This window comes from Thermanaerosceptrum fracticalcis (genome assembly GCF_000746025.2).
In the GTDB taxonomy this organism is placed as follows: Bacteria; Bacillota; Peptococcia; order DRI-13; family DRI-13; genus Thermanaerosceptrum; species Thermanaerosceptrum fracticalcis.
In genome coordinates, this window is the sequence record NZ_CP045798.1 from 3,548,977 (window position 1) to 3,561,938 (window position 12,962).

The window sequence follows — 12,962 nt, forward strand, 5'->3', positions numbered from 1 at the left end:
TTTTGTAGCCGAGAGACCTGGAAAATGTATTGGTGGCGGATTTACCAAAAAATGTTACTTATGTATTGTGAATACTATTAATTTATTGTAAAATAATTCGTACAGGAAAAAAATAATAATCTACAAAATTAAGAATATTGGGGGTGGTCAATTCTAAATTTAAAACTTTTTTCTCCCATTTTATTTTAATCTATGGAGGTGTTTATTTTGTCGCCAGAAATTTTAAAAATTGCTAATGAATTTGGGGTTTGGATTATTGCAGCTTTAGTTGTTTCGGTAGTAGCCATTCAGGCCATCTTGTATACCAGACTTGCTTATTCCACAGCAGAGAAACTGGGTATGAAAAAGGAGAAATGTAATATCGCTTTTAGAACAGGTCTCGTGACAGCCATTGGTCCTGTTATTGCTATCTTTATCGTCATGGTTGGGATGATGTCAGTTATCGGTGGCCCTATGAGTTGGCTCAGACTATCGATTATTGGAGCAGCTCCTACCGAATTAACGGCGGCCAGAGTAGGTGCGGAAGCTCTAGGTGTGGAATTTGGTTCAAAAAATTATAATTTGCTAGCACTGGCCACATCCTGGTGGACTATGGCTGTTAATGGTATAGGCTGGCTCCTCCTGGTAGGCTTATTTAGCCATAAGTTAGAGTCTTTAAGGGAGAAAATTGGCGGTGGTGACCCCAGGTGGTTAGGGCTCTTGAGTGGTGCAGCCATGTTGGGCGTTTTTGGCTATTTAAATTCCGCTGATGTGGTACAAGGTGGCGGTAAGTTAATTGCTGTAGTAGCCGGGGCTTTGTCCATGGTAGTCATGGTAAAAGTGACACAGAAGTATCCTAAGCTCAAGGAATTTTCTTTAGGTATAGCTATGCTGGTAGGGATGTTCAGCGCTATTATTTTTAGTTAGGTTATACGGAGGTGACAATTCGCTATGAATAATCAGGAATTTAATAAAATATGGAAACAACCGGTTATAAAAATTGGTGTTTTTACTCTGTTACTTACGGCAGCCTTGAGTTTTTTACCCGTAGGTTATCTCTACTTTGTCCATGGTGTGATTCCGGACCTGGCTTTAGCCTTAAAAGCCTGGGGGATGATTGCCGCTCTTTTTGGGGCATTTTATGTAGTTGAACCTGTATCTTATTATGCCGTTTTAGGTCTGGCTGGAACTTATATGTCCTTTTTAGCAGGTAATATTTCTAATCTGCGTTTACCCTGTGCTTCCATGGCCCTGGAAGTCACGGAAACAGAGCCCGGTACTAAAGAGGCTGAGGTTATTTCAACCTTGGGAATTGCCGGGTCTATTATTACGAACTTAATCGGGGTTACCATAGCCGCTTTTGTGGGCACCGCTTTGATAAAACTCTTCCCCCCTGTGGTTGCCAATGCTTTTAAGGTTTATACCGTTCCCGCTATTTTTGGTGCGGTCTTTGGCCAGTTTGCTTTCAGGTTTCCCAAATTAGGGGTTGTTGGTATCGGTATTCCTGTTATCTTGCGGCTAACCACTAAATTACCTGCGTGGGCCCTGATCATCGCGTCAGTTTTTGGTACCATTCTGGTAGCAAAAATCTTAAATGAGAGGGCTAAAAGGTCTGCCGGTACAACAGCTTAAGGCCTAAAAAATTACAAATAGGGAGTGAATGTAATGCTTAATATTGTAGATGAGGCTAAAAGTCTTCAAAATGAAATAGTGAGCTGGCGCAGAGAACTGCACCAGATCCCGGAAGTAGGCTTAGAAACACCGCAAACCGCCGCTTATGTGGCTGCAAAATTAGGAGAAATGGGTATCGCATACAAAACTAATGTGGGCGGGCATGGTGTAGTTGGTTTAATTAAAGGACAAGGCGAAGGTAAAACCATAGCTTTAAGAGCTGATATGGACGGTTTAGCCATCAAGGAAGAAACAGGGTTACCCTTTGCCTCCACCAATGGCAATATGCATGCTTGCGGCCATGACGCGCATACAGCCATGCTCCTTGGGGCTGCCAAAATCCTCAATGCTCATCGTGACCAGCTAAAGGGTAATGTAAAACTTATTTTTCAACCTGGTGAAGAAGGACCCGGGGGGGCCAAACCCATGATTGATGACGGAGTCCTGGAAAACCCAAAGGTTGAAGCTGTTTTGGGACTACATATCGGTACTATCTTTAAGGAAATCGGCACGGGACAGATAGGGGTAAGTTATGGGAATCTAATGGCTTGTCTTGACCAATTTTCCATTAAAATCAAGGGTAAGGGCTGTCATGGGGCCATGCCGGATACCGGGGTTGACCCTATCGTCATCACGGGTCAGGTCTTAAGCGCTCTCCAAACTATTGTCAGCAGGGAGGTAAAACCGGTAAACCCGGCAGTAGTCACCATAGGTAAAATCCATGGCGGCAGAGCCTATAATATTATTCCTGATGAGGTTGAACTCGAAGGTACTGTACGGTCCATTAAGCAGGATGAACGGGAAAAGATTGCCAGGCGTTTAGAGGAAATCGTCGCTAGCATTACCAGAGGAATGCGCGGGGATTATGAATTTAATTATATTTTTGGCTATCCTCCCTTGGTCAATGATGGGCAATTTACCAAATCTTTTGTGGAGACGGCCCAGAAGATCGTAGGAGAAAAGGACATCATAGAAATTCCTTATCCCACCATGGGCGGGGAAGATATGGCCTTTTTCCTGGAAAGAGTGCCCGGCACCTTCTTCTTCCTGGGAGGGGGAAATGAAGCTAAAAATATTGTGTATCCCCATCATAATGCCAAGTTCGATGTAGACGAGGATGTTTTCTGGCGGGGAACTGCCTTGCTGGCCCAAGGAGCTATAGATTGGCTGGAAAAGGCGGGCGAATAGCCATGGGAATGGGGCTGAAAAAATAAGCAAACCAGAATAAAAGAACACCTGGAAGAATTAGCACAAATAGGAGCCCAGGCAGAAGGCGGTCTGACCAGCCTGCCCTGTACCAAAGAAGAACGGGCTAGTTCCAAACTTAAATCCATAATAAATAAAAACCTCATGATTCTTTATCTCTTCAGTGAGATATCGTATCATGAGGTTTTTTGCATTTTGGAGGGTCAGGCTTGCTACTTAGTCCAAATAGGGCAAAAGTTTTTCTATATATTCAACGATGTCAATGTTTTCTATGACTATAGGCAAATCGTTGGATAAATCTAAAAGACGGGTGGTTTTGATGCGGGTGTTGGGTCCAAAACCTTCAATGCCCCGTAAAACAGTGGTGCCTGTCATCCCCAGCTCCTTAGCCTTCATCACAATGGCATGATAGAGCAGTTTGCCTTTATATTTACTGGCTTCGCCAATATAGGTTCTTATTTTTTTTTGCCTGTCCTGTAATTTTGACCATAACTTTTCCTCCTTTATCTGGTCAAAAGCTGGGCGATGACCGTTCCCAGCCACACTGCCACAAGACCAATGAATAAGCTGACAAACCCGTTTAAAATGGAAGTTTAAGCGAAAAACCTAAGAACTGGGTGGGGGCTACTGTGATTATCGCTATTTGGGTTCTGCTGGCAGTTTGGGTGATAAGGTATATCATACGTTAGTTTTCATATAAGGAAAAATAGCTAGGGTTGGGCTTTCCCTAGCTTTAGCGTAATCATGGCACCAGTCCTCTGTCTTATTTGTAGCTCGCCGATGGTCTTATTAATTGCATAGGCTTCCGGTTTTACTTTATACCACTCAAAAACCATATGATATAGCCTGAGTAAAGGAATTGGTTTGTAGAAACATACACTCCTCCGGTGAGACATCAACAAAAGCCTGGATGCTTGGCTGTCTTAAGACCCTGCCTTTTGTCCATTCAGTAAATTTAATTCTCAATGTGATTTTAGGTTTAAGCCAGACAGCCTCCTTCATTCGTTGAGGTTGATTAATAAAGGGGCTCTGCTTTACGGCCAAAGGTTTTATTATCGCTGTTAGGTTTCTCCATTCAGTATGAGTTAACTTTCCGGTCCCGGCATGTCCGATGTACCATAACTGGCCCTTATGGTCGTATAAGCCCAATAAGAGGGCATTAACAACCCCGTCACGCAGGGTTACACCTCCCACTACAGCTATTAAGTCTCTGTAATTCTTTACCTTTTGCCACCGGCCATCTTTACCGTTAATGGCATATGTGCTGTTAAGGTCTTTACAGACGATTCCTTCCATACCGTTAGCTTTGATAGCGGTAAATAAACTCTCGCCGTCAGCGAAGTTTTCCACTAACTGCACATTTTCCTGCGGGGTAATGATGTCCATTAAAATCTCCTGTCTCTTTTGTAATGACTGGTCTTTGACCCATACCCCGTTGTAATACACCACATCAAAGAGCATATAGGTTACAGGTGTTTCCTTACGCGCTTTCTCCACATTTTCCGGTTTTCTAATTCCGTCCCGTCTCATGACCTCATGAAAAGAGGGCTTCCCGTTATGGAGAGCGATGATTTCGCCATCAAGAATAACTGATGAGGCTTTTAAGTAGCGTTTAATCTCAACAAACTCAGGGAATTGCATGGTTCGTTCGTTTCGTTTCCGGTTGAAAAGCCGGACCTCCTGGCCGTCGAAATAAGTAAGAACCCGGACGCCATCCCACTTAACCTGTGCAATCCATTGTTCTCCCCGGGGGATTTGCTCCGTTATCATTGGCTCAAAGGGGATAATGGGTTGTAACTGCATATCGGCCTCCTGTGTTTTTTCATAGTTGGAAAAACGTTTGGAGTAAGGAAGAAAGTATATGTATACCACGGATAGATTCCAGGGGGATACTAGGTGTAAGCTAAGGACTGCTCTTTGGGATTTAAATTTTCCACCATGGAGGAAGAAAAATGGAGAGCATGCAAATCACTATCGAGGGCAAAGAACTCACTATTTCCAACCCTCATAAGATCTTGTGGCCGGAATCGGGTATCACGAAACTCGATTACATTCATTATTTAATAAGTGTCTCTCCCTATCTTTTGGCCTATACACAAAACCGCCTCTTGACCATGATCAGATTTCCTGACGGTATTGATGGTAAATCCTTTTATCAGAAAGAGATTCCCCCTTTTGCCCCGGAATGGATGGAGCGAGCCTTTTATTCTGATAAGAACTGGATACTCTTAAACGACATCGCTACCCTGGTCTGGGTGGCCAACCTGGCTTCTCTGGAAATACACGTCCCCTTCGACCAGTATGTTAAACCCGACTATCCCACAGAGCTTACCCTGGACCTGGACCCTATGGATACGGATAATTTTGACCTGGTGAGAGAAATAGCCCTCAAATCCAGGGAAGTTATCGATTCCCTGGGCCTCTTTAGCGTCATTAAGACCTCCGGGGCCACTGGTCTTCAGGTCTATATACCTATTGAGCCCAGGTATACTTATGAGGAAGCCCGGCTCATCAATACCTTTATTGCCCGTTACATAGCGGAAAAAAATCCCCGCAAGGTCACCCTTGAACGGATGGTGAAGAAGCGGGGGAAACATCTCTATTTTGATTATCTCCAGTTGTGGCGGGGTAGAACCTTGCCGGCACCTTATTCCGTAAGGGCAAAACCCGGGGCTACGGTTTCTACTCCCCTGGAGTGGGCGGAGGTGGAAAAGGAAATCACTCCGGCGGACTTTACTATACGGACAGTACCGGAAAGGCTGAAATTGAAAGGAGACCTTTTCCGCTTTGTAACTACGGAAAAAATGAACCAGGGCCTGGATGAAATCCTGGTTTTTATCAAGGGGGCAGAACTAACGAGGGTATAAAGCAAGGAGACTAAAAAGTTTTTTAGAAATGACTAAAGCACCAGTGGCGTAACTGGTGCTTTTCATCAAACATTCTTTAAACTAATTTGACCTGGTGATAGACTTTTTTCCCTTTTCTTAGCATTAGTTTACCGTCAGCAAAATCATCAAGGTTAATGACAAGATTGAAATCATCAATCTTGTTCTCGTTTACAGTCAGACCACCCTGCTGGATCAGGCGCCTGCCTTCGCTTTTGGAAGGAGCCAGTCCAGTTTCCATTAAGAGGGTGAGGATATCCATCCCTCCCGTAAACCTGGCTTGAGGGATTTCTGTACAGGGTATGGAAGCAGCATCACCGCCGCTGCCAAAGAGGGCTCTGGCGGCTTTTTGGGCTTTTTCCGCTTCTTCCTCGCCATGTACCAGCTTCGTGACTTCATAAGCCAGTACTTCTTTGGCCCGGTTAATTTCAGCATCCTGGAGGGAACCCAGCCTGTTTACTTCTTCCATGGGTAAGAAGGTCAATAAGGCCAGGCAGTTTTTGACATCCCTGTCATCGACATTACGCCAGTATTGATAGAAATCATAAGGGGAAGTTTTGGCAGGATCGAGCCAGATGGCGCCGCTTTCTGTTTTTCCCATTTTTTTACCTTCACTGGTAGTCAGGAGTTTGAAGGTGAGACCATAAGCTGAACCTCCTTCAGCTCGCCGGATGAGTTCTACTCCTGCGATAATGTTGGACCACTGGTCATTGCCGCCCATCTGCAGCTTGCAATTGTACCTCTTATAAAGTTCCAGGAAGTCGTAGGCCTGCATCAGCATGTAGTTGAATTCCAGGAAGGATAAACCTCTTTCCAACCTGTTTTTAAAACATTCAGCTGAAAGCATTCTATTGACGGAGAAGTGTTTGCCGATATCGCGCAGGAATTCAATATAATTAAGATTCATGAGCCAGTCGGCATTGTTGACCATGAGGGCTTTTCCCGGACCAAAATCGATAAAGCGGGAAAACTGTTTTTTAAAGGATTGAGCGTTTTCTTCAATCAGTTCTCTGGTCAGCATTTTACGCATGTCTGTTTTGCCCGAAGGGTCTCCCACCATAGCTGTGCCGCCGCCGATGATGGCGATGGGCCTGTGACCGGCCCTTTGCATATGCATCATCACCATGACCTGGATAAAATGACCCACATGAAGGCTGTCGGCCGTAGGGTCAAAACCGATATAAAAGGTGACTGTTTCTTTCTCCAGGAGTTCCCTGATTTCTTCTTCATGGGTTGCCTGTTCGATATATCCTCTTTCCCTCAGAATGTCGTAAACGTTAGCCATTTGTTCCACTCCTTCTATCACTAGTCATAAAAAAAGAGTCCTTCATCCTATAAGGACGAGAAGACCCGTGGTACCACCTTACTTTACATCTTAACGATGCCTCAAGTCACGATAACGGGTGACAGCCGCAAGCACTTTCTGCTGAAACTCCGGAATGTAATTCACGCCATTATGTCCGGCAAGCTTTGCACCAACCAGCCTGCTCTCTGTGTTGTCACCATAACGGGCTACTGGGTTCCTTCACAGTTTTTCTATTAGCATTTCCTTATCTTATAAATTAATATACATAAATTGCTTGTGTCAAGGTTTATTTAATTTTAGCATAAGTATATATATCAGACCTCAAAAAGATATGTTTCCTTCAAAGGTGGGGTGGGAATTGGGGAGAAAAGCAATAGTACTGTGTCTGATTATCCTGGTGACAGTATTTTTGACAAACTACAGTGGCAGCTACATAGAAACTATGGGAAAGAAGAGGGAAGGAAACCGGGAACTGACTCCGGTCTTGCGCCTCTCTACGTTGGAAGTGTGTCCAGGGGATTATCTTGTCATCTACGTGGAGAACGTAAACAGGGACGATCACATTGCCCTTTCGACAGGCCTGTTACAGAATCCACCCGGGTTTACCCATTATAAAAGAGGACAGGTAGCCCTGGCGGCTGTGAATTACCGTACGGCAGCAGGAAAATATTTTCTATATATTAGTATTTCCAGAAAAGGGCAGGTTGTCTGGGAGAAAAGGGAAATGATTACCGTTCTCCCCAAAAAATTTCTTACCCAAAACTTAAAAGTAACCAGGCAACAGCAGGCCATAAGGAATGAGAAGCTCTGGAAAGAGGACAGCGCCTTTATTGAGAAGGCCAAATCCGTTTCCGCCCCCGAGCCCTTATGGCAGGGAAAATTCTTACAGCCTGTGGAAGGACGTATTTCTACAGAGTATGGTGTTATTCGCTACATAAACAATGTGGAATCCGGAAGGCATGCCGGTATAGATATCGCAGCGAGAAAAGGGACCCCTGTGAAAGCCACCAACAGGGGTATGGTTACTCTCTCTATGCCCCTCCATCTTACAGGAAATACCATCATCATCGACCACGGGATGGATATCTTCAGCGCTTACTCCCATCTGGACCGCCTGCTGGTGAAGGAAGGCCAGCTGGTGGAAAAAGGGGATATTATTGGGGAAATCGGGTCCACAGGTTTTTCCACAGGTCCCCATCTCCACTGGACAATCAGCATAGGCCCCGTTTTTACGAACCCCTGGCGTTTGCTGGAGAGTGACCCCCTGGAATGGATAAAATAATAAAAAAATAATTATTTCTTTCTGCCCCGGGTAAAATATGGACATACCACGAAAAAGGAGAGTGGTTTCTCATGAAAAAGGAGCCGACGTTTAGGCCTCCCGGGAGGTTGCTGATAGAAGCCAGGGACCTGGAGATAGCCAGGGAATTTTTCCCCGGCAGGAGACGGATCCCGCCTAAAAAAGAAATGCCCGGGGAATGTAAGAGCAGGCTGGGGGAATATTACGGGTATTTCCAGTACTATCCCGGTGAATAAACTGATTTGCTTTCCGCAGTCTATCTGGTAAACTAGTATCCGATGGACTGTTTTTTTTCTATATGCAAAGCGGAGGTTACGTGTGATGAGAGAGAAAATTCTGGATATCCTCTGTCAGGTCTGCGGCAGTGAAGAGATACGTGAAAATCCGGATGTTGAACTTTATGAAACAGGACTGCTGGACTCTTTTGGTACAGTACAGCTCCTGGTGGCCATTGAGGAAGAATTGCATATGGCTATTCCCATTAGTGAGATAGACCGGGAAATGTGGGCCACTCCCCATAAAATAATTAAATTTATTGAGGAAAGGCGCTAAATCATGAAGCCTCGTTTTGGCCCCCTTTTCCTGGCCTTAAGCCTTTTTGTTATTTTTCTTATTGGCTTAAGTCTCGCCATACCCGCCTTTCTTGAGAAGGCCTCAGTGGAGAAAGTGGCCCCGGTGCTTTACCCGCCGGTGAAAATGAAAGGACTGGTTTTGCAAAAAAAAGCCCTTGCTTCGGAAGAGTTTTTGCCTGTCTATGGCTCTTCAGAATTAACCATCTTTGATCACTATCACCCTTCCAGTATTTTTGCTCATAAACCCTCAGGTTTTCAGCCTTTTCTGGTAGGGCGCGGCGGTAGCCAAAGTATCATCCATTTTCTTAATTTTGCCGCATTAGGCCGATCCCTGGAAGGGAAAAAACTTGTCTTTATCCTCTCACCTCAATGGTTTGAGCGAGAAGGCATCCCTGAGTCCTATTTCCGGGGAAATTTTTCACCCCTTTATGCCTACAGGTTTGTTTTAGATGAGGAATTGGAGGATGAGATCAGAAAGGCGGGGGCGCAAAGACTGCTGGAGTTTGCGGAAGCAAGGAAATCCCTGGTGCTGGGGACTCTCTTGAAAGAAGCGGCGGAACCCGGGTATCTTCATCCTGTCCTTAAACAGCTGGTCAAATCCCTGGCCTATCTCAAGCTCTTTATTTTAGAAAAGACAGATGAGTTTCGTTCTGCTTATCTTTTACTTAGCAGAGGAGAAGAGAGGGAGGGGCCCAGGACTGTTACAGGTTCATTCTGGCCAGAGCTTCTAAAGAAAGCGGAAGCTGAAGGAGCACAGGCCTGCAGTAATAATGATTTTGGAATTAATGATGATTATTTCCGCCGGCATTTTCAAGGAAAATTGGAGAGCCTTAAGGGCTATGCCCAATCTGTTACCTATGCAGAATCTGTAGAATTTGCCGATTTCACCCTGGTTTTAAAGCTTTTAAAGGAAAGGAAAGCGGATCCCCTTTTTGTGATGGTCCCTGTCAATGGGTACTGGTATGATTACATCGGATTTCCCAAAGAAGACCGTCAGCTTCACTATGAGAAGACCCGGGAGCTTATCCGTTCCTACGGCTTTAAAATTGCTGATTTTTCCCGGCACGAATACGACAAGTTTTTCTTAAGAGATGATATGCATTTAGGCTGGAAAGGATGGGTTTACGTCAATGAAGTCCTGGATAAACACCATCATGGCAGTCTGGAATAAGCCTGCAGCTCAGTGGGTGGTGAAAACCTGCTATTACCTGGCTATTTTACTGGGACTGTTATGGATTTACGGCTTCAATGATTTTACTGCAGGCAACTTTATTTACACTAATTTTTAGGGGGTAGCACTCTTGTTAAGTCAGATCAGCTATTGGGCAGCCACCCATCCCCAGCGTACAGCTTTCATCCATAGGGAGGAAACTTTAACCTATGCCGAACTGGCGGAGCAGTCCGATGCCCTGGCCGTCTGGATTGCCCAACAGTATCCCAATGACCGTACTCCTATTGTGGTTTATGGCCATAAAGAGAAAGAGATGCTGGTCTCTTTTTTAGCCTGTGTGAAAGCAGGACATGCTTACATACCGGTGGATGAATCCCTGCCTCCCGAGAGAATTGCGAAGATTATCACCAATGCCCAGGCCAGGCTCATTCTATCACCAGTAACCCTTCCCCAGTCTCTATGCTATGAGGGAATCAGGGTCCTGGACAGTCAAGGAAGTTATGATGGAAGACTTACGGACATCATCAAGGAATATAGGGGCAGGCGGCCTGACCCGGCCTGGGAAGTAGGAGATGAGAATAATTACTATATTATCTATACTTCAGGCAGTACGGGAGACCCTAAGGGGGTGCAGATTACCTTAAACTGTCTGAAAAGTTTTGTCAACTGGGGAAGAGAGGCCTGGTCCATCGGGGAAAATATGGTCTTTCTCAACCAGGCACCTTTTTCCTTTGACTTATCCGTCATGGATGTTTACCTGGCCCTGTCCAGCGGTAGTACCATTTGGAGTGTTGACCGCAGTATGACTCTAAATCCCCGGGAACTCTTTTACTGGCTGAAGCAGGCTCCCTTGGAAGTCTGGGTATCTACACCTTCTTTTATGGAAATGTGTCTCCTAGAACGGAGCTTTAACCGGGAGATGTTGCCGACCTTAAAAACTTTCCTCTTCTGCGGGGAGGTTTTGACTAATGAAACTGTGGAGAAACTACAGGCCAGGTTTCCCGAAGCCCGAATTTTTAACACCTATGGACCCACGGAGGCTACAGTGGCGGTAACTTCTATCCTGGTGAACCGGGAGGTTCTTGAAAAATTCCGGCCGCTGCCGGTGGGGTACTGCAAGTCCGACTGCCGGATTATGATCGCTGATGAAAAGGGAGAACCGGTACCGGAAGGCGTAAAAGGCGAAATCATTATCCAGGGAGTCAGTGTCAGCCCCGGCTATTTTCATAATCCTGCCTTGACCCAAAAGTCCTTTTATCTCGTAAACGACAGGGAAGGAACCAGAAGGGCTTATAAGACAGGGGATGTAGGCTATGTAAAAGAGGGGCTGTTATTTTACAGCGGGCGCCTGGATTTTCAAGTAAAGCTTCATGGTTACCGCATAGAATTAGAAGATATTGAGAAGAACCTGCGTACTCTCCCTGGTGTGAACAATGCGGTAGTGGTTCCTGTCCATAAAGAGGGAAAGTGCCAGTACCTGGCGGGTTATCTGGTACCGGCCCCCGGCTGGGAGAATCATCAGGAACTGATAAAAAACGTGAGAAAAGAGCTGGCCCGGAAATTGCCGGAGTACATGATACCCAGGAGGTTTATCATCAAAGAGAGTATTCCTATGACGCCTAATGGTAAAGCAGACCGTAGAGCCTTACTGGAGGAACTGACCCCATGATCCCTTTTGCCGACCTCCAGTTCTTTCTGATCTTGTTGATTGTCCTTCTTCCTGCCGTGGTTTTGGGCCTCCTGGGAAAGTCCTTGCGTCTTTATACTCTTATTGCTTTGGTCATCATGCTTAGCCTCATATTTGCAGGTTCGTCACAGCAGGCCCTTTTTTTGGCTCTTTATGTGGCCTGGCAGTGGTCGATCATCAAAGGCTACAGTGTGGTGAGGCAGCAAAATAATTCTCTGCTGCTATACCGGTTAGCTCTCCTTGGGTCCTTATTGCCCCTGGTAACGGCTAAACTTTCTCCTTTTCTGGGTCACAGCCCCTTTGGTTTTCTGGGCATATCTTATGTGACCTTCAAATGCCTACAGATGGTGATAGAGATTAGGGACGGACTGATTTTCCAGCCCCTCTTTCGGGATTTTCTTGCCTTTTTACTGTTTTTTCCTACCCTTAGTTCAGGACCCATTGACCGCTACCGGCGGTTCACTAAAGATTTTTACATAACACCGGGTCCAGGGGAGTACAGGGAATTGTTGTATGTAGGTATCAACAGGATCTTTCAGGGGTTTTTATACAAATTCATTCTCGCTGTGCTCATTAAGGTCTACTGGCTGGATAAAGTGGTTTTACCGCCCTGGCAAGTGGCTTCCTTTTTCTCCTATATGTATGCCTACAGCTTATACCTCTTCTTTGACTTTGCCGGGTACAGCGCTTTTGCCATCGGTGTCAGCAACATCCTGGCCATAAAAACACCGGAGAATTTTAATAGACCCTTTCTAAGCGCTAATATCAAGGAGTTTTGGAACCGCTGGCACATGAGCCTTTCATACTGGTTCCGGGATTATGTCTATATGCGCCTGGCTATGGCCCTTACCCGGCAAAAACGGCTGCAGAGCAAGTTCGCCATTTCTTCCGTGGGATATCTATCCTTATTCGGCCTCATGGGAGTCTGGCACGGCCTGGAAAGGCATTACTTTGCTTATGGGCTCTACCATGCAGCGTTGATGATCGGCTATGATGCCTGGGAGAAGCTGAACAAGGAGAAGAAACTGTGGGGCCCCGGGCCATATACCCGTGTTATTTCGATAATACTAACTTTTCATTTCGTCTGTTTGGGTTTTGTTATTTTTTCGGGTGTGCTGAACTAAGTAAGTTTTTTCCTCTAATATACTTTAAATCGAAAAAGGGCAAAAACAATGCCATTATTAC

General features: G+C 45.4%; 14 protein-coding genes and 1 other annotated feature. Of the genes, 11 read left to right on the top strand and 3 right to left on the bottom strand.

The window, feature by feature from the left end; all coding sequences use genetic code 11:
* Nucleotides 1-207: 207 nt before the first annotated feature.
* From BR63_RS17975 to BR63_RS17985, 3 genes are read left to right on the top strand one after another with little or no spacing between them, the layout of a single operon-like run.
* A complete protein-coding gene (locus BR63_RS17975) occupies nt 208-906 on the top strand; it encodes a DUF5058 family protein (RefSeq protein ID WP_034420537.1) in 699 nt (232 codons plus the stop codon).
* Nucleotides 907-930: 24 nt separating this feature from the next.
* Entirely contained in the window at nt 931-1,611 is a 681-nt protein-coding gene (locus tag BR63_RS17980) for a hypothetical protein (protein ID WP_034420536.1), read from the top strand.
* 33 nt (nt 1,612-1,644) lie between these two features.
* On the top strand, nt 1,645-2,838 hold the full coding sequence (locus tag BR63_RS17985; protein WP_034420535.1) for a M20 metallopeptidase family protein: 1,194 nt from the start codon (nt 1,645-1,647) through the stop codon (nt 2,836-2,838).
* A gap of 234 nt (nt 2,839-3,072) precedes the next feature.
* Here the strand turns inward: BR63_RS17985 and BR63_RS19680 are convergent, their stop codons facing one another.
* Together BR63_RS19680 and BR63_RS17995 are read right to left on the bottom strand one after the other, a co-directional pair.
* Nucleotides 3,073-3,399 (bottom strand): DUF190 domain-containing protein, encoded by a 327-nt coding sequence (locus BR63_RS19680; RefSeq protein WP_243270031.1) that lies wholly within the window; start codon nt 3,397-3,399, stop codon nt 3,073-3,075.
* Nucleotides 3,400-3,681: 282 nt separating this feature from the next.
* The gene (locus BR63_RS17995) at nt 3,682-4,659 is read right to left on the bottom strand and encodes an ATP-dependent DNA ligase (protein WP_051965461.1); all 978 of its coding nucleotides are present in this window, start codon (nt 4,657-4,659) and stop codon (nt 3,682-3,684) included.
* 149 nt (nt 4,660-4,808) lie between these two features.
* Here BR63_RS17995 and ligD point away from each other — a divergent pair, with 149 nt between their 5' ends.
* The gene (gene ligD, locus BR63_RS18000; protein ID WP_034420534.1) at nt 4,809-5,723 is read left to right on the top strand and encodes a non-homologous end-joining DNA ligase; all 915 of its coding nucleotides are present in this window, start codon (nt 4,809-4,811) and stop codon (nt 5,721-5,723) included.
* Between the two features lie 76 nt (nt 5,724-5,799).
* Here ligD and tyrS read toward each other — a convergent pair whose 3' ends face one another.
* Nucleotides 5,800-7,026 (bottom strand): tyrosine--tRNA ligase, encoded by a 1,227-nt coding sequence (gene tyrS / locus BR63_RS18005; protein ID WP_034420533.1) that lies wholly within the window; start codon nt 7,024-7,026, stop codon nt 5,800-5,802.
* Nucleotides 7,027-7,074: 48 nt separating this feature from the next.
* Nucleotides 7,075-7,279, bottom strand: a binding site (T-box leader).
* Between the two features lie 126 nt (nt 7,280-7,405).
* Here tyrS and BR63_RS18015 point away from each other — a divergent pair.
* From BR63_RS18015 to dltB, 7 genes are all read left to right on the top strand, one after another.
* A complete protein-coding gene (locus BR63_RS18015; RefSeq protein WP_051965460.1) occupies nt 7,406-8,329 on the top strand; it encodes a M23 family metallopeptidase in 924 nt (307 codons plus the stop codon).
* Nucleotides 8,330-8,400: 71 nt separating this feature from the next.
* The gene (locus tag BR63_RS18020) at nt 8,401-8,583 is read left to right on the top strand and encodes a hypothetical protein (RefSeq protein WP_034420532.1); all 183 of its coding nucleotides are present in this window, start codon (nt 8,401-8,403) and stop codon (nt 8,581-8,583) included.
* Between the two features lie 85 nt (nt 8,584-8,668).
* The gene (dltC, locus tag BR63_RS18025; RefSeq protein WP_034420531.1) at nt 8,669-8,899 is read left to right on the top strand and encodes a D-alanine--poly(phosphoribitol) ligase subunit 2; all 231 of its coding nucleotides are present in this window, start codon (nt 8,669-8,671) and stop codon (nt 8,897-8,899) included.
* Nucleotides 8,900-8,902: 3 nt separating this feature from the next.
* Complete coding sequence (gene dltD, locus BR63_RS18030) at nt 8,903-10,090, top strand: D-alanyl-lipoteichoic acid biosynthesis protein DltD (protein ID WP_051965458.1); 1,188 nt, start codon at nt 8,903-8,905, stop codon at nt 10,088-10,090.
* Nucleotides 10,074-10,208, top strand: coding sequence for a teichoic acid D-Ala incorporation-associated protein DltX (locus BR63_RS20095; protein WP_034420529.1), 135 nt, complete (start codon nt 10,074-10,076; stop codon nt 10,206-10,208). Before dltD ends, BR63_RS20095 begins: the two co-directional genes overlap by 17 nt.
* Nucleotides 10,209-10,220: 12 nt before the next feature.
* Nucleotides 10,221-11,759 (top strand): D-alanine--poly(phosphoribitol) ligase subunit DltA, encoded by a 1,539-nt coding sequence (gene dltA, locus BR63_RS18040; protein WP_034420528.1) that lies wholly within the window; start codon nt 10,221-10,223, stop codon nt 11,757-11,759.
* Nucleotides 11,756-12,901 (top strand): D-alanyl-lipoteichoic acid biosynthesis protein DltB, encoded by a 1,146-nt coding sequence (dltB, locus tag BR63_RS18045; RefSeq protein WP_034420527.1) that lies wholly within the window; start codon nt 11,756-11,758, stop codon nt 12,899-12,901. Before dltA ends, dltB begins: the two co-directional genes overlap by 4 nt.
* Nucleotides 12,902-12,962 lie beyond the last annotated feature (61 nt).